The sequence below is a fragment of the Polymorphobacter sp. PAMC 29334 genome (assembly GCF_019431245.1).
Taxonomy (GTDB): domain Bacteria; phylum Pseudomonadota; class Alphaproteobacteria; order Sphingomonadales; family Sphingomonadaceae; genus Polymorphobacter_B; species Polymorphobacter_B megasporae.
This window is the reverse complement of record NZ_CP080243.1, coordinates 1,998,220-2,018,459: the sequence shown is the minus strand read 5'-3', so window position 1 is coordinate 2,018,459 and position 20,240 is coordinate 1,998,220. Positions and strand designations below refer to the sequence as shown.

General features: G+C 63.9%; 21 protein-coding genes and 1 pseudogene. 6 read left to right on the top strand and 16 right to left on the bottom strand.

Going from position 1 to position 20,240, the window contains the following annotated elements; genetic code table 11:
- Positions 1 to 369: 369 nt before the first annotated feature.
- Complete coding sequence (locus tag KZX46_RS13395; protein WP_226896316.1) at positions 370 to 1,557, bottom strand: lipopolysaccharide assembly protein LapB; 1,188 nt, start codon at positions 1,555 to 1,557, stop codon at positions 370 to 372.
- Between the two features lie 141 nt (positions 1,558 to 1,698).
- Positions 1,699 to 1,836: pseudogene (locus KZX46_RS23505) on the bottom strand (transcriptional regulator); the annotation flags it as partial.
- 240 nt (positions 1,837 to 2,076) lie between these two features.
- Here KZX46_RS23505 and KZX46_RS13390 point away from each other — a divergent pair.
- On the top strand, positions 2,077 to 2,685 hold the full coding sequence (locus KZX46_RS13390) for a PEPxxWA-CTERM sorting domain-containing protein (protein WP_219774411.1): 609 nt from the start codon (positions 2,077 to 2,079) through the stop codon (positions 2,683 to 2,685).
- Positions 2,686 to 3,039: 354 nt separating this feature from the next.
- Here KZX46_RS13390 and KZX46_RS13385 read toward each other — a convergent pair whose 3' ends face one another.
- Complete coding sequence (locus KZX46_RS13385; protein ID WP_219774410.1) at positions 3,040 to 3,285, bottom strand: hypothetical protein; 246 nt, start codon at positions 3,283 to 3,285, stop codon at positions 3,040 to 3,042.
- A 133-nt stretch (positions 3,286 to 3,418) separates the two neighbouring features.
- Between KZX46_RS13385 and KZX46_RS13380 the strand changes: the two genes are divergently transcribed.
- The gene (locus tag KZX46_RS13380) at positions 3,419 to 3,667 is read left to right on the top strand and encodes a hypothetical protein (RefSeq protein ID WP_219774409.1); all 249 of its coding nucleotides are present in this window, start codon (positions 3,419 to 3,421) and stop codon (positions 3,665 to 3,667) included.
- Between the two features lie 352 nt (positions 3,668 to 4,019).
- Here KZX46_RS13380 and KZX46_RS13375 read toward each other — a convergent pair whose 3' ends face one another.
- From KZX46_RS13375 to KZX46_RS13365, 3 genes are all read right to left on the bottom strand, one after another.
- A complete protein-coding gene (locus KZX46_RS13375) occupies positions 4,020 to 4,505 on the bottom strand; it encodes a hypothetical protein (RefSeq protein ID WP_219774408.1) in 486 nt (161 codons plus the stop codon).
- A gap of 174 nt (positions 4,506 to 4,679) precedes the next feature.
- Positions 4,680 to 4,976, bottom strand: coding sequence for a putative quinol monooxygenase (locus KZX46_RS13370; protein WP_219774407.1), 297 nt, complete (start codon positions 4,974 to 4,976; stop codon positions 4,680 to 4,682).
- Between the two features lie 145 nt (positions 4,977 to 5,121).
- Positions 5,122 to 5,829 (bottom strand): peroxiredoxin-like family protein, encoded by a 708-nt coding sequence (locus tag KZX46_RS13365; RefSeq protein ID WP_219774406.1) that lies wholly within the window; start codon positions 5,827 to 5,829, stop codon positions 5,122 to 5,124.
- Between the two features lie 124 nt (positions 5,830 to 5,953).
- Between KZX46_RS13365 and KZX46_RS13360 the strand changes: the two genes are divergently transcribed.
- Positions 5,954 to 6,841: a LysR family transcriptional regulator gene (locus KZX46_RS13360; protein ID WP_226895951.1), complete on the top strand. Its 888-nt coding sequence runs from the start codon at positions 5,954 to 5,956 to the stop codon at positions 6,839 to 6,841.
- Between the two features lie 7 nt (positions 6,842 to 6,848).
- Here the strand turns inward: KZX46_RS13360 and KZX46_RS13355 are convergent, their stop codons facing one another.
- Positions 6,849 to 8,009, bottom strand: coding sequence for a DUF1080 domain-containing protein (locus tag KZX46_RS13355; RefSeq protein WP_226895950.1), 1,161 nt, complete (start codon positions 8,007 to 8,009; stop codon positions 6,849 to 6,851).
- Between the two features lie 134 nt (positions 8,010 to 8,143).
- Positions 8,144 to 9,247 (bottom strand): NADH:flavin oxidoreductase, encoded by a 1,104-nt coding sequence (locus KZX46_RS13350; protein ID WP_219774405.1) that lies wholly within the window; start codon positions 9,245 to 9,247, stop codon positions 8,144 to 8,146.
- Between KZX46_RS13350 and KZX46_RS13345 the strand changes: the two genes are divergently transcribed.
- Positions 9,234 to 10,274, top strand: a complete 1,041-nt coding sequence (locus KZX46_RS13345) for a LysR family transcriptional regulator (RefSeq protein ID WP_226895949.1) — start codon at positions 9,234 to 9,236, stop codon at positions 10,272 to 10,274. The genes KZX46_RS13350 and KZX46_RS13345 overlap by 14 nt on opposite strands.
- A 58-nt stretch (positions 10,275 to 10,332) precedes the next feature.
- A complete protein-coding gene (locus KZX46_RS13340; RefSeq protein ID WP_219774404.1) occupies positions 10,333 to 10,590 on the top strand; it encodes a hypothetical protein in 258 nt (85 codons plus the stop codon).
- Positions 10,591 to 11,068: 478 nt separating this feature from the next.
- Here KZX46_RS13340 and KZX46_RS13335 read toward each other — a convergent pair whose 3' ends face one another.
- From KZX46_RS13335 to KZX46_RS13300, 8 genes are all read right to left on the bottom strand, one after another.
- Entirely contained in the window at positions 11,069 to 12,478 is a 1,410-nt protein-coding gene (locus KZX46_RS13335) for an efflux transporter outer membrane subunit (RefSeq protein WP_219774403.1), read from the bottom strand.
- A complete protein-coding gene (locus KZX46_RS13330; protein WP_219774402.1) occupies positions 12,475 to 13,350 on the bottom strand; it encodes an HlyD family secretion protein in 876 nt (291 codons plus the stop codon). Before KZX46_RS13330 ends, KZX46_RS13335 begins: the two co-directional genes overlap by 4 nt.
- Before the next feature lies 1 nt (position 13,351).
- Positions 13,352 to 13,561: a DUF1656 domain-containing protein gene (locus KZX46_RS13325; protein WP_216710672.1), complete on the bottom strand. Its 210-nt coding sequence runs from the start codon at positions 13,559 to 13,561 to the stop codon at positions 13,352 to 13,354.
- Entirely contained in the window at positions 13,558 to 15,618 is a 2,061-nt protein-coding gene (locus tag KZX46_RS13320; protein WP_219774401.1) for an FUSC family protein, read from the bottom strand. The genes KZX46_RS13325 and KZX46_RS13320 overlap by 4 nt, the downstream gene beginning before the upstream one ends.
- Positions 15,618 to 16,070, bottom strand: coding sequence for a MarR family winged helix-turn-helix transcriptional regulator (locus KZX46_RS13315; RefSeq protein WP_216710674.1), 453 nt, complete (start codon positions 16,068 to 16,070; stop codon positions 15,618 to 15,620). Before KZX46_RS13315 ends, KZX46_RS13320 begins: the two co-directional genes overlap by 1 nt.
- 426 nt (positions 16,071 to 16,496) lie before the next feature.
- Positions 16,497 to 17,387: a VOC family protein gene (locus tag KZX46_RS13310; protein WP_219774400.1), complete on the bottom strand. Its 891-nt coding sequence runs from the start codon at positions 17,385 to 17,387 to the stop codon at positions 16,497 to 16,499.
- A gap of 55 nt (positions 17,388 to 17,442) precedes the next feature.
- Complete coding sequence (locus KZX46_RS13305; RefSeq protein ID WP_219774399.1) at positions 17,443 to 18,270, bottom strand: alpha/beta fold hydrolase; 828 nt, start codon at positions 18,268 to 18,270, stop codon at positions 17,443 to 17,445.
- 42 nt (positions 18,271 to 18,312) lie between these two features.
- A complete protein-coding gene (locus KZX46_RS13300; protein WP_219774398.1) occupies positions 18,313 to 19,011 on the bottom strand; it encodes a pirin family protein in 699 nt (232 codons plus the stop codon).
- 104 nt (positions 19,012 to 19,115) lie between these two features.
- Here KZX46_RS13300 and KZX46_RS13295 point away from each other — a divergent pair, with 104 nt between their 5' ends.
- A complete protein-coding gene (locus KZX46_RS13295; RefSeq protein WP_219774397.1) occupies positions 19,116 to 20,066 on the top strand; it encodes a LysR family transcriptional regulator in 951 nt (316 codons plus the stop codon).
- Positions 20,067 to 20,240 lie beyond the last annotated feature (174 nt).

The following is a 20,240-nucleotide window of genomic DNA, read 5'->3' as shown; positions in this document are numbered from 1 at the left end:
GCGGCTTTCGGCAGCAGAAGCCCGTAACCTGACACTCAGGGCGCCCTTTCCACCTCCGTCGCGGACAATCTAACGGCCAGTGCCGCAACATTCTTATCGTGCTGGAAACCTGGCCGTCCGCTCCTCACTCCGTCGTCGCTCCCGCGGCTCCCTCCCGGCGACAGCGAGGGGGCCGTAAGCGGTTCATCCGCTTTCGGGCGTCCAACGCAATTAAGCGGACCTTTGTTTAGCCACCTCTGTGCGGCGAGAAGACCTAATTCGAACCATTCAGATGGCTCAAACCGCTACTCGTAGCAGTTCCCTCTTCATCTTCATCTCGCGATGATTGCTATGAGCTTTTCGACTGCCTCCAGTGGTTTCGTCAGGCGGCTACACGCCCGCCCGCCGACACAAGGTACGCAATGGCTCGTCGAAGCAGAAATCCGGCGGACGAGCATGGTGCCAGTACGCGACAAGTCCGACGTCCCGCATCAGATCAAGAAATCCTGGCTGGGGCGCTAAAGAAATGGCGGGTGACAAAAATAGGGTTGCAGTCGGCACCTCCGTGTTTGCCGGCAAACCAATATACGGGATGACCGTCCGGCGCGGATTGGCCAGGAGCCGGTGTGTCAATAAGCTCCGCGCCACGGCGAGCGCGAGATCCGGTCGACCCAACGCGGCGGCTGCTCGAATCGCGCGCTCGGCCTCAGCCTGCCCGTGCGGGGCAAAAGTTACGAGGGTCTGCAACAGACGAGCCGTGTCGTCGCCGCGCCTCTGTAATGCCTTCGCGGTCTTCACCGCGAGCTCGATTTCGTCGGCACTCGTCTGCTTCGGCCAGCCCGACCGGTCAGCCGCCAGCGCCAGCGCCTTTTCGGGTTGCCCATTGAACATCGCGAGGTCGAACCGCGTGAACCAGATCAGTCGATCCCGTGGCCAGATCCGACCTGCCTCCTCTGCAGCCCGATCGGCATCCTCCAGCCGACCGTTTGCAGCGACAAGGTCGATGTATGCAGCCCGCACCCACGGAACCAGTGGCGATGTTGCAATGATCGGACGCATCGCCGCAAGCGCCGCGCGGTTCTGGCCGGTTGCCATCAGAAACTGTACCCGTTGATAGGCAAGCGGACCGAAGTCGGGATATGCTCGTGATCCAGCAGCGCCAAGCGCCGCGTCCTTCGCCGACCATTGGCCAAATGTCGGCTGAACACTCACCAGCGCCGCCGCCGACCGAGCTTCACGCGGATCGAGCCCGAGAGCACGATTCGCGGCGCTCCGCACCCTTGCGACGACCGCGGCGCGCTCCTCTGGAGGTGCCCAGCCGAGGCTGAGGACGTAGCTCATCGCCAGCGACCCCCAGACCGGTGCCGCGCGTGGTGCAAGCACCGTCGCCTGGCGCAGGTAGTCGACGCCCTCTGCCGTCCGATCGGGCGCGTTCTCGAACATCGATGCGAGGCCGCGCGTCTCGAGGTCGGTGACCGCGGCGGGCAGACCCTGATGGACGACAGCTGCGGCTGGTTTGGGGCGATCGGCGTAAAACCACGCGAACGTGCAAACCACCAGGAGCACTGCGGCGCCCATCACCGGCAGCCTTATCCGGCGCCGATGCGCAGCGGGATGTGCCTTTGCGACGGCCTCGGGTATTTTTTGCTGCTCGCAGATCAGGCGGTGGCCGGTGCGGGCGACGGTTTCGATCCTGAAGGCTCCGCCGGCGACCTCCTCCGCGACGCGGCGCAGCTTGCCGATGACGCGATTGACCGCGTCGTCCCCCACGATGCGGCCATCCCAGCAGCTATTGACGAGGTCGTCACGTGGCACGACGCGGCCCTCGGCTTGAGATAGTGCGACCAACACCCGCATCACCTTCGGCTCGACCATGACCGCGCCGGCAGCTCCTACTAGCTCACGCGACGACGGTCGCACCGCGATCGGGCCGAGCGCGAAATCAGCAGAGCGGGCCAGATCGATCATCGCCGTCGGCTTCTCCCTGATGGTCGGCAAAAAGTCGGCAAAAAGTCGCCAAGGCGTCCTATCGCCTCGGCCACCGTCGAGGCAACCGAGAAGCGCGGGCAGCTGCCCCGTGTCACCGGAGAACCCATCGTGAAGATTCCTGTCCTTCTCGCAACCGTAGCCGTGGCGATTGCATCGCCGCTGTCGGCGGGCACCCTGATGTTCAGCGGCAGCTTCGCCAACACGAATGCGCCGGCCGCACCCGGTGGCCGCTGTCCCTCGCTGACGGTCACTATCGGCAACCACAGTCCCTTCTATGCGACCGGCTTGTCGACCCTCGGCGCCTTCACCTCAATCCAGTCCCACTGTCTCGATAGCGGTCCTCCGATCGCTGTGGGCGCAGCCGACACGCCCTACTACGATGGCCGTTTTACCTACAGCTTCACCGGCGGCGGTTCGTTGTTCGGGACCTATTCCGGGGTCCTGTCGAACTCGGGCGTCGCCAGCGTAATCGAGAACGTGCAGAGCTTCCTTGTCACTGGAGGAAGCGGAAAGTTCGCCCACGCGAGGGGGACATTCGTTGGCACGGGCGACATACGTTTCCTGGGCGGCCCACCGACCGCGTCACTCACCATCGGCGAGAGCGTGCTCGCCGTTCCCGAGCCCGCCACTTGGGGAATGTTGATCATTGGTTTCACCGCCACTGGCCTTGCGATCCGCGCCCGGCGTTCGCACGTTCCGTTGCAATCGGCGACTTAAATGCCGGTGCTGCGGGCGGCGTGAGGCACGCCGCCCGCAGAGACTTACAATGAGAGGACTGAAAGTTGGACGCTCGGCGAGTCGCGGCCGCTTTTCAGAAACAGCCGTTCGTTCACCCGTTCCGCATTTCGGATTGAGGTTGATTGCAGACTGGTGGCTTATACACGACCAGATAGCGAAAGTGGACCTCGTCAAAGCTGAAGCTTCGTCGCGAAGATCCAAAGTCCGGCTTTCAATAGGCAATCCATGCGCTGGCGGCGAACTTGGTTCGCCCCACCGGACCGCTGGACGGAAGTGAGACCTAAATGCGGCCACTCATGTAACCCTTGCCGCTTCGCGAAACCGGTCGCTCACTCATATTCCGTTTCGGCTGTCTGCCATGGCCCTCTCACGCATTGGGAGAAGCATCAGGTCCGCCGCTTGCTCGGCGTCCTTCAGGAGCATTTCGCGCAGCGTGCCCAAATGCGCACGCATCGTCAGACCGCGGCCAAGGTCGAGAACTTGGATCGCGCGCGCGGCAACGGGAAGGTCAGGCGGGACTTCTCCTGCGTCGATCGCGTCGCAGAAACGGCGCTCCACGAGCGCTGTTGCAGCGGCCACGGGGGTCCTGCACGAACCGGCGAGCCTCCAAATCGTCCACGAGCGGTGCAATCTTGGCCACAACCTCATCTTCGTTGTCCACGATTGGGGCTCGGCGCTCGCCTTCGACTATGCGAGCAAGCAGTCCGACCGAGTGCAGGGCATCGCCTATATGGAGTCGATCGTGATGCCGCTCGATTGGAGCGACTTCAACGAATCCATGCGGCCTGCGTTCGAGGCAATGCGGTCGTCCGCTGGCGACACGATGGTCCTGCAGCAAAATGCCTTTGTCGAGCAGGTTCTTTTCGGAAGCATTGAGCGTCCGCTGTCCGACGCGGTCAAAGCGGAGTATCGCCGCCCCTTCCTGATCCCGGGCGAGAACCGGCGGCCGAAGTTGAGCTAGCCGCGCCAGTTTCCCATTTCAGGCGAACCGGCGGACGTGGTGGAGGCGGTCATGGCTTATTCGCGATGGTTGGCTAAAAGCCCGGTGCCCAAGCTTGATTTTAATGCAGCGCCCGGCATCCTCGATAGCAATCCGGACCAAGTCGCTTTTTGCTGGACCTTCGCCAACCAGGAGGAAATTCCGGTGGCCGGAACCATTATATTCCTGAGGAGGCCCCGGAGGTCATCGCTCCGGGCGTGGCCGACTTTGTCCGCCGACTTCGCGGTATCGCATAAACATCCCGCCGGCGTTGAGGCCCAGCAGAGTTTGTCATCTGCTGGGCCGGGTCGTGTTCCTAACTACAAAGCCGCGCCTAGTGGCTCGTCGCGTCGGGTCGCACATAGATTACTGCGCCAGCAAGATCGGGCCGTCCGGCGGGCTGGGATATATCTACCCAAGCCTTGCCCTGGTCCACCAACGTCATCCGCCCATCGCCTTCGGGCTTTCCATTTCTGACTAAGTGATAAATGAGGACGCGAGGACCTTGTGCCGAAACCGCCAGGGTTAGAGTTGTTGGCTTGAGACGCCGAATAGCCATAGCCTGTCCATCCATCCGGCCCTCCACCACCTCGTGAAGGGATGGGATTTCCCAGCGGATGCGACCGTCCGGCTGTAGGTGAAAGCGGTAGCCGTCCGCTGCGGCCTCCTTGATCTCCGGGGTATTGCGCGTCGGGCTGAGGATCCAGTCGCCGTTCCAGGGACTCTCGGTCAATACTGGAGGCGGTGGCAGCTCCCGCCCCATAGCCACACCGGCGATTGACGCGATCAAGATCGCGCAGACGGCAAGACGAGAGATCATAAAAGTCCTTTGCAGCGATGTCGGCAGTTTCTCAGTTATAATTCAGAGATGGCGAACTTCCACTGGATGTCTTTCCAAGGAATTTTGCTCTTGAAGATGAGCGGTCGGCGTCTCCGTTACGCCAAACCGCCCAAGTTGTTCGAGATTTGGTAAATCAAGAGCCGACGTACGGCATTACTTGTGTGCGACCACCTGCAGGCGACTAATTTTGGCCTTTAAAAACAGCTCGCCCGCCTTGTCGACGAACTCCTGTCCGGCTTCACCGTTCAGATGGGCTTCGCGGGCAGTTTCGTCTCCGAACGTGTCGAATACCCGATAGACCCCCGGTTCGCCTTCGATCTTTGCGGCGTGCCAAGTCAGGGTGCCAGGCTCGCCTTTCACCAGCGACGCCTCCTTTGCGAGAAATGCCTCGACCTCGGCTTCTTTTCCTGGCTTGGCCTTCATCTCAACGAGTAACGCAAACTTGGCCATTTCATTATTCCTTTTGTTGGGCGTGCGTACGCAATCGTGCGCGCAGTACTAAGTTGGCTTGACATCACCAGCTGAGTTCCTTGGCGTAGCCAACCTCTGGTGCTCCAAGGCACCGAAGTAGAGGCTGAGCAACGGTAAAGAGGCGTCAGGCGGCCCGCTTACGCGCCAGCTGTTCCAGGACCGGAAAGACCGCCGATGGCTCGGGGCGCCGCGTGTAATCGGCGTTCACTTCTGCGTAGACGATCGTTCCGTCCTGCGCGATGACGTATCGCGCAGGCATCGGCAGGGTCCAGCTGTCCTCGCCGTTGAACTGCGCCAGGTCGGCGCCGAGCGTCTTGTGCGCGACACGCGCATAGTCAGGCAATGTCCAGCGAACGTTGAACCTTGCGGCGACCTCACCGCCATGATCGCCCAGAATCGGGAAGCCGAGCCCGTTCTGGCGCTGCGATTTGCGGCTATTGGGCGCCGTCTGCTGCGAAATTGCGACGAGGCTGGCACCACGCGCCTCGATCTCCAAGCGACTTTCTTCAAGCGCGGTCAGGTCATAGTTGCAGAACGGACACCAAATGCCGCGATAGAAGGTGACCACCAGCGGCCCGCTGGCCAAGAGGCTTTTGGAAGAGACCGGGTTGCCGTCCGGGTCAGGGAGGCTGAACTCCGGTGCGACGTCGCCGACCTTCAGTGCGCGAATCGGCGCACCGGACGCGATCAGTTCATCGACTGAGCGATGCAAGGCTTCGACTACCGCCGGGGGTGCGAGGCGAGTATCGAATTCGACCTCGAACGCGTCGAGCTTGCCTTGCAGCGGCAAGCCGGATCGCGCGATCATCGCAAAAGTTTCCTGAAAGTTCATTGAGCTTCTCCCTGCCGGTTCAGCACCATCGCTGGCGTGACGTCCAATTGGGCTATTCTAGATAATTGCAGTAGAGCGCTAAGGGCAATATGATCTATTCCGATATAGAATAGGCGGCGCGGCGATGGATCGATTGCATGCGATGGAAGTATTTGTCCGTGTCGTTGAAACCGGTTCCTTCTCAGCCGCCGCGCGCGACCTGCAGATCGGTCAGCCCAATGTGTCGAAATTAATTGCCGCACTGGAAGATCGTCTCCAGGTGCGGCTTCTGGTCCGTTCGACGCGCCAACTTCACACAACCGAAGCTGGCCAGGCTTTCTACGAACGGGCGCGACGCACTCTCGCGGAAGCCGATGAGGCTGAGACCGCCGCCCGCGGACTAGGCAAGGGGCTCGACGGCCGGCTGCGCGTCAGTGCGCCCGTCACCTTCGCGAGACTGCATGTCATTCCAAAGATCGGCGGTTTCCTCGACGCGCATCCAGATCTTCGGGTCGATTTCGTCCTAGACGATCGCTTTGTTGATTTGATGGGGGAGAACATCGACGTGGCGCTGCGTGGGGGAGAGCTAATGGATTCGAGCCTGACCGCGCGAAAATTGGCCACGTGCGAGCGATTGGTCGTCGCGAGCCCTGCGTACCTCGCGCGGATGGGCACTCCCTCGACGCCAGCTGACCTGCGTGACCACGCCGCGCTGGTCTACACTCGCGGGCTGATCGCGGAGGAATGGCGCTTTCGTCGTGCAGGTGAGGATACGTCAGTGCGTGTACCCACCCGGCTTTCATTCAGTGCGGCCGAGGGTGTTCGGGAGGCAGTAATTGCCGGCTTTGGCCTCGCGATCAGCTCGCGATGGGTGATGCAACCAGAGCTTGCGAACGGGAGCGTGATTCCGGTGCTACCCGATTGGGAGCTTCCCAACGCAGACTTGTGGGCCCTCTTTCCGACTGGGAGACTGCCGACCGCCAAGGCCCGCGCTTTCGTCAGCTGGTTTGAAGCGACCTTCTCGGCGAATTGAGCAGCTTTCACGGTTGAAGAGCTAAGCCTTCTGGTTGCTCGAAGCGAGCCATTCCGGCCCAACCATAAGGCGTTGGCTTGATCGGCCCGGTCGAGGTTCGCCACGCGTTATCGATGGCGAGGACAAGCTCGTTCGTGCCTTTGTGCAGCACCAGTTTTACCTTGGCGTTGTCGGGAGCGAACCGGCCTTCCGGTGTCAGTCTCTTTCCTTCCGGATAATAGAGATTTTCGCCGGCATAGACCTGCCTTCCGTTGAGGAAGAGCCATGCACGAGTGGAAAAACCTAGATCCATGACCCTCTCTCCAGCCGTAGCGGCGTTGATCGTCAGCTTCAGCCAAGCCAGCGTCAGGGCCGGTGTCGCATCGTGGGGCATCGCACGACTGATATTGGCCATGCCATTGGCCTCCGTCTCGAGCGGTCGCCAACCGCTTGATGGAGCGTCCGCTAGGGTGGGAGCACGATCGGCCGGCGCCAAGGTAGGGGGAGCCAGAAGCCAGTGACGGACAAGGCCATGCTGATCGCCTTGAAGCGGTGGCACGGTAGGTTCGCCCCGATCGCCTGGCCGAATGATTAAATTGGCGAACACCGCGGGCCCTTTGACAGCGATGCCGCCGGTCCCGGCCAATCCCTGAAGTCGAGGCACATCGATCGATGGCTCGTTTTCGCGATTGACGAAAAGACGCAAGCGCTCGCCGGTCACTACGATCCGCAAATGATTCCATCCCTTCTCGGAGATCGGCGCACTGCTCTGATACTGTGGATAAATGTTCCATTGCATGCGGCCGTGCGTAATCGGCGCGTACTGGACGCAATCATTCGCCGCGGGACAATCGGGGTCTGCACGCAGGTAAATGAATTCCGCCGTGTCCGCGTCCTGGCGATGAATCTGAATACCCGTATCGGCGAATGCCAGTGGCTTCATGTCGAACTCGACCGTGCCTTCGGAGAACACGGCATCCTTCAGCGTCGCAAACCCGTCGAGGACAGTCATCCGCCCGTTCGGAAACCCCTCCGCACCTTCGAATGTAAACTTTTCGCCCTGCCACAGCTCTGATGTCATGGCGTACGACGTCCGCGATGCCTGCCCCGATACGGCACCTGCCGGTAGCGATGCGGTCAAACATAGAGCGAAGATCAAGCCACTAAGGCTGTCGCGCGACCGCATCATTACCAAACTCCTTTTTACCGTATCTCGGCAGTGGCACGGTAATCTTCGCCAAGACGGACGATTGCAGACATGCGTCGGTGTGCGAGCAACCCCAACCACGATCGCTTCGACCCGTCGTCGCTACCGCTGGCCCTTCACATCTTCAGTTCGGTTTCCTTGACGTCGGCGATCGGTCCGAGGATCGCCGGATCGAAGTCGTTGAGGACGGCCCGATCGGATAGGCGCCTGGGCAGGTCGGGATTCGCCAGAGCACCCCGGCCTATGGTGATGATATCGGCACCTTCGTTCATCGCGGCCGCCGCCCGCGCGATGTCGTGCAGACTGCCGTTGGCAAGGATCACCGCTTTGGGTGCATAGTGCTTGGCGAGCCGCATCAGGGAGGGGCCGTCCTCGGCGAACGCAGGCTGCCATGCCTCGAACTCGGTAACATGGATGAAATCGGCGCCAGCATCGGCGAGGCTGCCGAAGATGATCTCGGCATCGCGCTCGCCGCCCGCCCATTTTTGGTGATAGTCGTTCACCTTGCCCTGAGACAGGCGGACGCCGACCGGCACTCTGGCACCGACCCTTGCACGCACCGCCTTCAACGTTTCGAGGATCAATCGCACACGGTTTTCCGTGCTGCCGCCCCACCGATCGGTCCGGCTGTTAATGTAGTCGGTCAAAAACTGGTCGAGAAGGTATCCGTTGGCGCCATGGATTTCGATCGCCTCAAAGCCAGCTACTTCAATCGCGCGCGCCGCTGACTCGGCAAAGCCGTCGATGGCGTCGGCGATCTGCGCCTCCGTCATCGCGGCCGGCAGACTGTAGCGGTCCTTGCCGTGATAGAACGTCATCTGTTCTCCCTTCGGCTGGACGGATGACGGACCCACGGTGCTGCCGCAAAAGCGGTTGCTTTGGCTGATAGCGCCGGCATGCATAAGTTGGGCGACGGCGAGCGTACCGTGTGCCTTGAGGCCGCTGACGACCGGCTTCCAGGCATTGGCCTGCGCCTCGTTGGTTATGCCGGGCTGATTGACGTAGCCCTGCGAGAATGCCTGATCGGTGTAAATGCCTTCGGTGATGACCGTCCCGAAGCCACCCCGGGCAAAACGCTCGTAGTAGCGCGTCATCCTTTCGGTCGCCCGGCCTTCCTCGGTCGCCGAGATGCGCGTCATCGGCGCGACCGAGAAGCGGTTTGCCACGGTGTGACCTTTTATAACGATCGGCGCAAAAAGCGCGCTAGTGTCAACGTTCATAGTTCAGACCTTCAAATCCGGCGCCTACATCTCGAAAGCTAAGGATCGCTTATGTGTTGAGCTAAGATTTAGCCTTTGCGGTAGGCCATCAAAAGATGTGCTGGGTGATAAGCATTATATCGATTATCGTTATGATGTGGATCTCGAAGACGTAGCTCTTTTTCGCGCGATTGCGGCGGTCGGCAGCCTATCGGCGGCGGCTCGACAGCTGGGCATGACGCCGATGTTCGTCAGCCGCAGGTTGGCCGGCCTTGAAGCCCGGTTGGGCGCGCGACTGTTCCACCGCACGACGCGATCCCTCTCGCTGACGTCCGAAGGAGAGGCCTTCCTGCCTCACGCCGTCACCCTTATCGAGGCTCGGGATCGAGCGCTCGACTCGGTCTCGTCTGGTGCCTTCGGTCTCTTAGGCGTGTTGAAGATTACCGCGCCAAATGTCATCGGCCACTCCCTCGTTTTGCCTGTCGTTGCCGAACTTATCGCCGACAACCCTGCGCTACGCGTCGACCTCACTCTCAGCGATGGCGTCATTGATATTGCCACAGCAGGACTAGACGTGGCCGTTCGCGTGGCGGAGATGAGGCCGTCGGAAATGATCGCGACAAGGGTCGCCGACAATCCGTTCACTCTGGTCGCGTCGCCTAGCTATGTTGCACGCTACGGCCAACCCTCCACGATTGAAGATCTGGCGGGGCATCCCTGCATCAAACTTCACGCGATGGATACGTGGCCATTCACGTGGGACGGTGAGATGCACCGCGTTCGAATTAGCGGCCCATTGTCGGCCAGCACAGTCGACGCGGTACGAGCAGCCTGCATTGCCGGCGTCGGCATCGCCATGCTGACCTACTGGGACGTGCACAAGCAAATCGCGTGCGGAGAATTGCAGCCTATTCACCTCGCCGACGTCGAGCCGCAGGAGGTGGGGATATGGGCCGTTTTCCCGAGCCGCTCGCACATGCCTGCGCGGGTTCGAGCCTTTATCGATGCGTTGCGGGGATCGCTGCTCGCCGAATCGCCCACTCGTTAGGCCACGAGGGTAGTCCTAGATGGGTGACAAGTACCTGCCATAGCTGTTAATCGCCGGTATGACCTTGTTGGTCAGGCAGGTCAGCTACATGCCCGATGCAACAGATTCTCGCATTGTCGCTCTGCTGGCTCGAAAGCCGGTACGCGTCGCGACCATGCCGATCGCGGACAAGACCGCGCGGATCGTCTCGGCGATCATGGTGCGGGAAGAGATGTACCGGGCCGATCACGCCCAGCACTTGCTGCACGGAATAGGGCTGACTTCGACTACGGAAATGAGATCAGTTCCAGGATATTGTGAGAGCGATGCAATATGAAGCCAAACTGGTCAGACCGGGAACCGGGACACCCCACCGCCTGACGAAGGCGTCAAAGCCTGAAAAATAGATCGGCACCCAGTTCAAGGACCCCATCATGGCCGGCAGTTCAACCGACTGCACCAACGGACCGGGCAGAAGACAGCACCCGACCAACGCCAAAATTGCGATTTAGCGCTTGCAACGTGGGAGCCATCCACAGAGGTCGGGCAGCCTTCTCCCCTCTGTGAGAGGAAGTTTACTAATACGGCTGGAAGGCATCTGGCTCGTGGCCCCTGCTCTCTGACTCATTGGCCAGTTGTCGGTGCACAAACAGAAAAACGGCTACGACGCATTGAATCCTTTAAAGAATTTGGTTTGACGGCTGGAGCACGGGTTCGATGCTCATAGGATCACCAGATATCATTCTAGAGTCTGCCGGCGATGAACCGCAATCTCGGGCTTTCACCCTAATTAATCGTCGGAACCGATCGAATTTTCATTGCCAGCCGCCGCCGAGGGCGCGGAACAGGTCGACCTGCCGGTCGATGACGAGGGCGTCGGAAGCGGCGAGGTTTGCTTCGGCCGTGCTCAGCGCGGTCTGGGCGGTCAGCAGCGCGAGAAAATCGGTGCGGCCGAAGCGGTAGAGCCGATTCGCCTGGTCGGCGGCGGTCGCGGCGTCGGCCTCGGCACGCCCGAGCGCGACGCGGCGGTCGCGTTCGCGCGCATAGGCCGACAGCGCGGTCTCGGTCTGGCGTAGCGATTCGAGGACGGTACCGTCGAATTGCGCGAGTTGGGCGTCGGCGGCGGCTCCCGCCTGCGCGATCTGGCTGCGGACGATGCGGCGATTGGGGAAGGTCCAGCTGACCAGCGGCCCGAGGCTGAGTGTGAAGGCATTGCCGACCGAGCCGATCGACCCGACCGGCCCGGCGAGGCCGACCGATCCGCCGAGGCTGACCTGCGGATACAGGTCGGCGGTGACGACGCCGACCTGCGCAGTCGCCGCCGCGAGCGACCGCTCGGCGGCGCGGATATCGGGGCGGCGGCGGAGCAGCGCGGTGCCGTCGCCGATCGGCAGCGGCCGCGTCAGGCTTGGCGGGGTCGTGCACGCCTCGACGTCGCGGGGGTAATCGGCGGGCGCGCGGCCCATCAGCGTCGCCAACCGGTAGAGTGCCGCGGTCCGCGTCGCGAGGATCGACGGGATCGCCGCCTCGCTCTGGTCGGCGGCGGTGCGGGCGCGGGTGACGTCGAACGCGGTGCCACGGCCGCCGCGCTGCAGGCGCCGGACGACGTCGAGGGTCCGGCGCTGGACCGCAAGAACGCGCTGGTTTGCGGCGAGCGTTAGGTTCGCCGAGCACGCGGCGGCGTAGCTGCGCGCGACCTCGGCAGCGACGGTTACCCGGACATTGTCGCGCGCGGCGGTGACCGCCTCGGCATCGTCACGCGAGGCTTCGATCGCCCGGCGGATCTTGCCGGCGAGGTCGAGCGGGTACGCGAGGCTGATCGCGGTATCGTAGAACGCGGTCCCCGGGAGCGAGCCATTGACCCCCGTCGGCGGCGACGCGCGGATCAGCGACGTGCCGCCGCCGACGCTCGTCGCGATACCACGCCCGGCGGTGACTTCGCGGACGACTTCGTCGGCGCGGCGCAAGTTGGCGTCGGCGGCACGCAGGTCGGTGTTGGCGGCCAATGCCTCGGCGACAAAGCCGTCGAGCCGCGCATCGCCATACAGCCGCCACCAATGGTCGGGCAGGTCGGCCTGCGCGAACGCCTTGTCGTGGCCGCTGGCAAACGCGCCATTCGCCGCAGGCCGGTTGATCGCGGCACCTTCGGGGACGGCGTAATTGGGCCCGGTGGTGCAGGCCGGCGCGGCGAGCAGCGCCAGCACCGCGGCGGCACGCCACCTCACCGCGGCGGACCCTGGACGATCGTCACCGTCGCCGTCCGCCCGGCGATCAGCGCCACCCCTGCGGGCACGTCGATCAGCTTGACCCGCACCGGGATGCGCTGGGCGAGGCGTACCCAGTTGAAGGTTGGGTTGACGTCGGGGAGCTGGTTGCTCGTGCTCGTCCGCTGCCCGTCGTTGACACCGGCGGCGATGCTGTCGACGCGGCCGTGGAGCTCGGTCGGGTCGCCCATCAGCCGGACGACGACGGCGTCGCCGATGTGGATGTGGCGCAGCTTGGTCTCCTCGAAATAGCCTTCGACGCGCAACGAGTCGGTGTCGACCAACGCCATCGCCTGCTGGCCGACGCCGATATAGTCGCCCGGATGGAGATCGAGATTGGTCACGGTGCCATGGACCGTCGCCCGGATCGAGGTGCGGTCGAGGTTGAGCTGCGCCGCGACGCGCGCCGATTGCTGCTGGAGCAGGGCGGCGCTTGCGGTCGCAACCCGTGCGACATTCTGTTCGTGGGTTTCGGCGGCGACGAGATCGCCGAGAGCCAGATCGCGCTTCGTCTCGCGCTTCGCCTGGTTGAGCGTCGCGCGCGCGCTCGCGATCGCGGCATCGACCTGCGCCAGCGCGATCGCGAAGCGCGGTCGGTCGACGACGAACAACAGGTCGCCGGGCTTGACGATCTGGTTGTCGTGGACCGCGACCTGCGTCACGAGGCCGGCGACGTCGGGGGTGACGCGGACGACGTCGGCGCGGATATGGCCGTCGCGCGTCCACGGATCGCTCTCGTAGCGCTGCCACAGCCAGATGCCGACGAAGATGGCGAGCGCGACGATGGCGATGGTTGCGGCGAAGCGCGCGATGACGGCGAGCGAGGGTCTCATGTTAGCTTCCCGGTCGGCCGGTCAGGAGCGACAACAGGCCAAGGATCAGAACGAAAATCGCAAGATCGACGATCGGCCGATAGACGATGGCGCGGTAGGCGCTGACGAGGGTCAGCAGCCGCGTCGCAATCCCGGTCAGGACGGTGGCGACGATCGCCAGCACGAGCAGCGCGGGCAGATAGACGCCGGAGATCGAGATTTCGCCGATCATGCCGCCACCGCGACGAACGGGGCCGCGATGAACGGCGCCGCCGACGGGAACAGGTTGCGCCGGAGGCTGGTCATCGCCAGCACCCCGGCGCGGCGGGTCGCGGGCACCGGGTTCGCCGCCAGCCCGGCCAGGCCGCGATCGATGTCGTCGAGCAGCCCGGCTTCGGGGGCCACGGGCATTGCCACGTCGAGGCCGGCGAAATGCGCTCCGACCCCCTTGAGGACCTGCGTGATCAGCCGGGCGTCGCCGTCGCTGCCGTCGATCCGCAATTGCCGCAGGTCGCCGATCGATACCCCGATGCGCAGGTCGACGAGCGTGTCGCGCAGCGGCCGCCCGGGATCGTCGGCGAGCGTCGCGAGGCGCGGCAGCAGCAGTCCGATCCGGTCGAGCATCCGGCTGACCCACACCGCGGCGTCGGGCGCACCTGCGGCGGTGCTCGCCCGGGCGAGCTCGCGCCAGCTCGCCCGGATCAGGCGGCGCGCGCTCGTGTCGGCGCTAATCGTCTGGAACAGGCCGACGGTGACGACGGCGAATAGCGTGCCGGCCAATTGCGCGATCCCGCCATTGAGGAATGAGTCGAAGCTGCCCGAGTAATGATCGTTTAGCCCGACCGTATTGAGAAAGCCAAGAAGCGCGCCGAGCATTAGCAGGCTCGTCGCCGGGCGCGCCAGCAATGTCCCGGCAACCAGCAACGGCGGGGCGAGCACTGCGACGAGGGTGACGAAGTCGGTAACGCGCGGGAATACGCCGAACGCATAAATCGCCGCGGCGACGAGCCCGATCAGCGAGCCGATGAAGAAGATCATGATCACCGGGGCCGGGTTGTCGACGTTGCCGAATAGCGCGCAGCACACCCCCGCGATCAGCACCGCGCCGGCCCCGTCGGCCCAGCCGGTGCCGATCCAGAAGGCGCAGCCGAGCATGATCGTCGCGACGGTGCCCCCTGCCGCCCGTAGCGCCATGCCGCGATCGCGGTGCAACGCGCGGCCCCCGGCGCGGCGCATCAGCTCGGCGAGCGCCGGTGTCACCAGCCGCCGGGTCGGCGCGCGGATCTGGTCGCGCAGGTCGCGGCAGTTGCGGTGGGCGACGATGAGGTCCGACAGGCGGGCAAGGACGCTGAGCCGGAGCGCATCGTGCCACAACAGCGGCTCGGTGATGCCGGGTTCGAGCGCTTTCGCGCGCTCCAGCAGCGCGGCGGCGGTCTCGGCGCGGCGGGCGGCGTCGGGCGGATCGGCCAGCCACGCGCGGACATCCGCGATGAGGTGGACCGCTGCGGGGCGCGGGGCCTTGCCGACGCGGCCGAGCTCGGCGATGCGGTCGTCGACCGCGCTCGCGAGCGGGAGCAGCATCGACAGCTGGTCCTGCAGCGCGCGCAGCGTCCGCACGCGCGGCAGCAGGCGGGCGGTGTCGAACGGCAAATGGATCGCCAGCATGTCGAGCTCGGCAATGTCGATCGCGAGGCGGCGGCGGTCGTGATCGAGCGCAACATTCTCGACGTCGTTCGCGAGGGCATCGCGCGACCAGCGCTCGGCATCGGCGAGGATTTCGTCGATCCGCACGAGCAGGCGCGCGGTTACCGTCTGCGGATAGACGAATCCGTGGACGAGGCTGCTGCACAGGATGCCGAGCGTGATCTCCTGCACCCGCAACGACGCCGTCGTGAAGATCACCACCGGCGCCAGCACCGACGGGAAACCGATGATGCTCGCGGTGTAACCGGCGAGCAGGAACAGATAGGCGCGCGGGGTGCGGTCGAGGAGCGAGATGTAGAGGCAAAGCCCGAGCCACAGCGCCAGCGCCAGCGACAGCAATACCGGCGTATCGACGAGGGTCGGGACGAGCACGACGGCGGCGATCGCCCCCAGCACGGTGCCGACGACGCGAAACAGCGCCTTCGATAGCACTGCCCCGGCGAGCGGTTGCGCGACGATGTACGATGTCGTCACAGCCCAATACGGGTGCGTCAGGCCGATCCGAAGTGCAAGATAATAAGCGAGCATCGCCGCGAAAAAGCATTTGACCGAGAACAGCGCCTCGCCGACGCCGAAGCGTTGCATCAGGTGCCTCCGCGCGGACGGCCGACGATGTTCTCGACATGGCGGGCAACGGTCAGCGCGTTCGCCAATTCGACGTCGGACAGGCCCGCGAGAATGTTGTGGCGCAGGTCGGCCAGCACGCCCTCGATCGTCGTCAACAAGGAGGCCCCTGCGTCGGTCAGCCGGACCCGGCTGACGCGGCGATCGGCAGCGTCGGCGATACGCTCGATCATCCGGGCGGCCGCGAGTTGATCCAAAAGGCGAACGAGTGACGGCCCGGTGATGTCGAGCTCGCGGGCAAGGTCGGTCTGCCGAATATTGTCGCCCAACCGGCCAAGCTGGACGAGGGCCCAGCCACAAGCCGCCGAGACGTCGAGGTTCGCCAAGGCGCGATCCGCCGCCTGTCGCCAACTCCGCCCGAGGGGCAACAACGTCCGCGCATACGCCCCTTCGAGATCGGACCGCTCACCCATAGGTAGCTAACTAATATTATCGCGGCACGTTGCAAGTGGCTTTCGTCCGGACCCTCTCCCCACGATGAGCGTGACGGTCCGGCTGGTGCGTTGAGCGGTCAGCGCACGCCCCGTGCGGCGTGACAAGGCACATCATGCAAACGTACGCTGCAATCGTACGGCGGTGGATGCCGCTTTCTCATGGACGCTGGCGGCTGCGTATGCGCCGCAGCACGCCGCACACGGAATAGTCTGCGAGGTCGTGCACCCTTTCGAGACAAAAGCGTCGCTAGCAGCTCGTCGTCTGCCGCTCGCGGCGTCGCGACGAGGCGACCCGAAGGTAAATACAGCTCGCTACTGCTGCTCAACAACCTCCGGCGCTCGTTCAGATACCGCCGCGAGGGCGGACCGGCGCTCACGAAATTTCATGCGCCGTCCAACGCGTGCTCAGTGGTCGGTTGAATGGATCTCCGCGATATAGCCGCCCGGAAAGCGAACCATCGTCGACACCCGACCGGCCTCGCGGTGCGGTGGGACGAGCGTTTCGACCCCGGCTCTGGTCGCCTTGGCCAACGTCGCCGGCAAATCCGCCACGGCGTAGCCTGTCATGTCGCGGCCAAACGGCCAAGGCAGCGCTCCGTCGGTAACGAGCACCGTAAGATCGCCGAACCCAGACCGTAGGTTGATCCGGCGATAGTGCCCCTCGGGCCTCCCGATCTCGCTGCCCGGGGCCGCCGCGTCATCCGACAAGATGACCGCGTGCGCGAACGCCTGCCAGCGCGTGACGAACAGATCGGCGGCGTCCGCGGTCAGGTATATGCGGTTTTCCGGGATTGTCGCCAGCGGCGCGTAATTTGGCTTCACCGTGTGCCAGTAGAATTGCATCGTGACTCCGCCCGGCCATTGCAGCACGACGTCGCGGCCGATCGGATCGGGAAAGGTCTCGACCAGACGCACCGCCCCGGCGTCGCGGGCGGCGGCTACCGCGGCGTCGATGTCGGTGACAAGATAGCCGGTACGTTCCGCGCCGAACGGATAGGGGATCGGCGTCTTGAAGCCGAAGGCCGAGACTAGGCCGACAGGCGTCATCGCGACTTGCGAGATCGTCTGGCTAGCGGTCGGTGTGACCTGGGATACGCCCTGCTTGCTGGTGGTGCCACCAAAGGTTGCGATGAAACTCGCCATGAAGCGGTCGAAGTCCGCCGGCGCGACATAGACGTGCGTCGAATCATATTGCGGGCCCACCGCGAAATCGGGGCTGGCCGCCGCAGTCCGGGCGGGCGCGGTCATCGAGACAGCGAGTATCGCAGCGGCGATCAGCAGGCGAAGTGCTTTCATCGACTTTCTCCAATAGGAACGTCGGGTGGAACAGCGGCCCCACCCGACGCCGCGTTCAGCCCTGAACGAACGCCAGCAAGTCCGCGTTGATCTGCTCACCGTGCGTGGTCGGCATCCCATGCGGATAGCCGGGATACGTCTTGTACGTCTCGCCCGGCACGAGCTTGGCCGACAAGGCGCCCGAGATTGCGATCGGCACGATCTGATCGTCCTCGCCGTGCAGCACGAGCGTCGGAACGGCGATCGCCTTGAGATCGTCTGTGAAATCGGTTTCGGAGAATGCCGCGATACCATTCACATGGGCGAGGACGCTGCCCATCATCCCTTGCCGCCACCAGTTGCGGCGCACGCCCTCCTTCACCTCGGCGCCTTCGCGGTTGTAGCCATAGAAGGGTATGGTGAAGTCCCAATAATACTGGGCACGGCTGGCTGCGGTTTGGGCGCGAATGTCGTCGAACACCGCCATCGGCACGCCGTTCGGGTTGGTCGGCGTCTGCACCATCTGCGGCGGTACCGCGCTGATCAGTACCGCCTTGGCGACGCGGCCGGGCTTGGCGTGCGCGACATAGCGCGCGACTTCGCCGCCGCCGGTCGAATGGCCGATGTGGATCGCGTTCTTTAGGTCGAGCGCGTCAGTCAGCGCGACGACATCGGCGACATACGTGTCCATGTCGTTGCCACTGGCGGTCTGGGTCGAGCGACCGTGGCCGCGCCGGTCATGCGCGATGACGCGATAGCCCTTGTCGAGGAAGAACATCATCTGCCCGTCCCAATCGTCGCCGCTGAGCGGCCAGCCGTGGTGGAACATGATCGGCTGGGCATCGCGCGGACCCCAATCCTTGTAGAAAATCTCGGTGCCGTCGCTGGTGGTGATCGCGGTCATGGTCGGACTCCTTGGGTCGGGGGTACGCGGTCGGAACTGAGGTCAGGCGGCGTCGACGAGGACAATCTCGGCATCCTCGATCGCGGTGACACGCAGCACGGCTTCGTCGGAAATCGCCGCGCCATCGCGGGCTTCGAGGCGGACGCCGTTGATTTCGACGATGCCGGTGGCCGGAACGAGATAGCCCTGGCGCTCGGAACCCAGTGAATACTCGGCGGTCTCGCCAGCCTTGAGTGTCGCGCCGACGATGCGTGCGTCGGTGCGGATCTTCAATGCATCGTCGTCGCCAGCAATGCCGCTGGCGAGCGTGACGAACTGCCCAGAGCGCTCACCCTTGGGAAAGGGCTTGGCACCCCACGACGGTGCTTCGCCGCGCGTTGCGGGCTCGATCCAGATCTGGAAGATCTTGGTCGTCCCGGGCTCGCGGTTATATTCGGAATGGCGGACGCCCGAGCCGGCGCTCATTACCTGGACGTCGCCCGCCTCGGTGCGGCCGACGTTGCCGAGGCTGTCCTGGTGGGTGATCGCGCCTTCGCGGACATAGGTGACGATCTCCATGTCGGCATGGGCGTGCGGCGGAAAGCCGGTGCCCGGCGCGATCGTGTCGTCGTTCCACACGCGGATCGGGCCCCAGCCCATCCGCTTCGGGTCGTAATAATTGGCGAACGAGAAGTGATGCTTGGCGTCGAGCCAGCCGTGATTGGCGGCACCAAGTTCGGCGAAGGGGCGGCGGTCGATCATTATGCGGTCCTTGTCTAGCGAGAGCCTTGCTGCTCGATAGATGCTAGATGCGCCGCTGCGCCACTTGACGAAACAGCAACGTTTGCATCACACCGTTGCCAATAATGACAAGACGCCTTCCTGACTTCGAAGCATGGGCAATCTTCGCCAAGGTCGCCGAGTGCGGCTCGTTCTCCGGGGCGGCGCACGAACTCGGCCTCGCCAACCCGACCGTGTCAAAGGCGATCGGCCGGCTCGAGGCGCAGCTCGGACTGGCGTTGCTTGCACGAACTTCGCGGCGTTTGTCGCTGACCGAGGCGGGGCGCGGCGCGCTCGAACGGGCATCGCGCATCTTGCGCGAAGGCGAAGCCTTGGAGGACGAAGCGGCCGATCAGGCACATGTCCCGCGTGGACGCGTGCGGATCAGCGCGCCGCTGTCATTCGGCACGGCTTTTCTCGGCGGAATATTGCCCGACTTTCTTGCCGCCTACCCCGAAATCACGCTCGAGTTCGCGCTCAGCGACCGGCGCGTCGATCTCGTCGCGGAAGGGTTCGACGTCGCGCTGCGGATCGCCGCATTGGATGATTCCTCGCTGCTTGCCCGCAGTCTATGTGAGGTGCGGATCCTGCTGGTCGGCGCGCCTTCATATTTCGTGGCGCGCGGGCACCCTACACATCCGCGCGAACTGCAGCATCACGACGCGCTCGCCTATAGCGGCAGCGCGCAGCGCGGCGTGTGGCGTTTCCGTAATCCGCTGTTTGGCGAAGAGACGGTCGAGCCGCCGGTCCGCCTGTGGAGCGACAATGCCGACCTGTTGAACCCGGTGCTGGTCGGCGGACGGGGCATCGCGCTGCAGCCTGAATTTCTAGTCTGGCGCGAGCTTCGCGACGGACAGCTCGAGATCGGCATGCCGGACTGGTCGGCACCCGCCCTCGGACTCCATCTGGTGATGCCACCGAACCCGTTGCGTCCGCAGCGGGTGCAGCTGCTGATCGACTATCTCGCCAAGGCGTTGGCGCACCCGCCATGGGACTCGCAGCCTAAGAGAAGGCTAACCGCGAAGTTTCGAGCATGATTCACATGCCGGTCGTTTACGGTCGGTTTGCCGAACCGGTCATTTGTTCATCTTAGGTGACTGATCGGAAGCCAAACAGGAGTCGATACTGGCTGTCGTGAAATCGAGAAACGACGTTGGCACTGCTGCGACGGAAAGCGTCGGGTGCACCGTTGAAGGAGCAGTAACCAGGAG

Excerpts from the sequence above, each read along its gene's own strand:
- KZX46_RS13340 (WP_219774404.1), top strand. The coding sequence starts at position 10,333 with ATGACCTTGTTGGTCAGGCAGGTCAGCTACATGCCCGATGCAACAGAT.
- KZX46_RS13330 (WP_219774402.1), bottom strand. The coding sequence starts at position 13,350 with ATGAGACCCTCGCTCGCCGTCATCGCGCGCTTCGCCGCAACCATCGCC.
- KZX46_RS13355 (WP_226895950.1), bottom strand. The coding sequence starts at position 8,009 with ATGATGCGGTCGCGCGACAGCCTTAGTGGCTTGATCTTCGCTCTATGT.
- KZX46_RS13310 (WP_219774400.1), bottom strand. The coding sequence starts at position 17,387 with ATGAAAGCACTTCGCCTGCTGATCGCCGCTGCGATACTCGCTGTCTCG.
- KZX46_RS13315 (WP_216710674.1), bottom strand. The coding sequence starts at position 16,070 with ATGGGTGAGCGGTCCGATCTCGAAGGGGCGTATGCGCGGACGTTGTTG.
- KZX46_RS13300 (WP_219774398.1), bottom strand. The coding sequence starts at position 19,011 with ATGATCGACCGCCGCCCCTTCGCCGAACTTGGTGCCGCCAATCACGGC.
- KZX46_RS13320 (WP_219774401.1), bottom strand. The coding sequence starts at position 15,618 with ATGCAACGCTTCGGCGTCGGCGAGGCGCTGTTCTCGGTCAAATGCTTT.
- KZX46_RS13305 (WP_219774399.1), bottom strand. The coding sequence starts at position 18,270 with ATGACCGCGATCACCACCAGCGACGGCACCGAGATTTTCTACAAGGAT.
- KZX46_RS13375 (WP_219774408.1), bottom strand. The coding sequence starts at position 4,505 with ATGATCTCTCGTCTTGCCGTCTGCGCGATCTTGATCGCGTCAATCGCC.
- KZX46_RS13360 (WP_226895951.1), top strand. The coding sequence starts at position 5,954 with ATGGATCGATTGCATGCGATGGAAGTATTTGTCCGTGTCGTTGAAACC.
- KZX46_RS13350 (WP_219774405.1), bottom strand. The coding sequence starts at position 9,247 with ATGAACGTTGACACTAGCGCGCTTTTTGCGCCGATCGTTATAAAAGGT.
- KZX46_RS13395 (WP_226896316.1), bottom strand. The coding sequence starts at position 1,557 with ATGGGCGCCGCAGTGCTCCTGGTGGTTTGCACGTTCGCGTGGTTTTAC.
- KZX46_RS13295 (WP_219774397.1), top strand. The coding sequence starts at position 19,116 with ATGACAAGACGCCTTCCTGACTTCGAAGCATGGGCAATCTTCGCCAAG.
- KZX46_RS13370 (WP_219774407.1), bottom strand. The coding sequence starts at position 4,976 with ATGGCCAAGTTTGCGTTACTCGTTGAGATGAAGGCCAAGCCAGGAAAA.
- KZX46_RS13325 (WP_216710672.1), bottom strand. The coding sequence starts at position 13,561 with ATGATCGGCGAAATCTCGATCTCCGGCGTCTATCTGCCCGCGCTGCTC.
- KZX46_RS13365 (WP_219774406.1), bottom strand. The coding sequence starts at position 5,829 with ATGAACTTTCAGGAAACTTTTGCGATGATCGCGCGATCCGGCTTGCCG.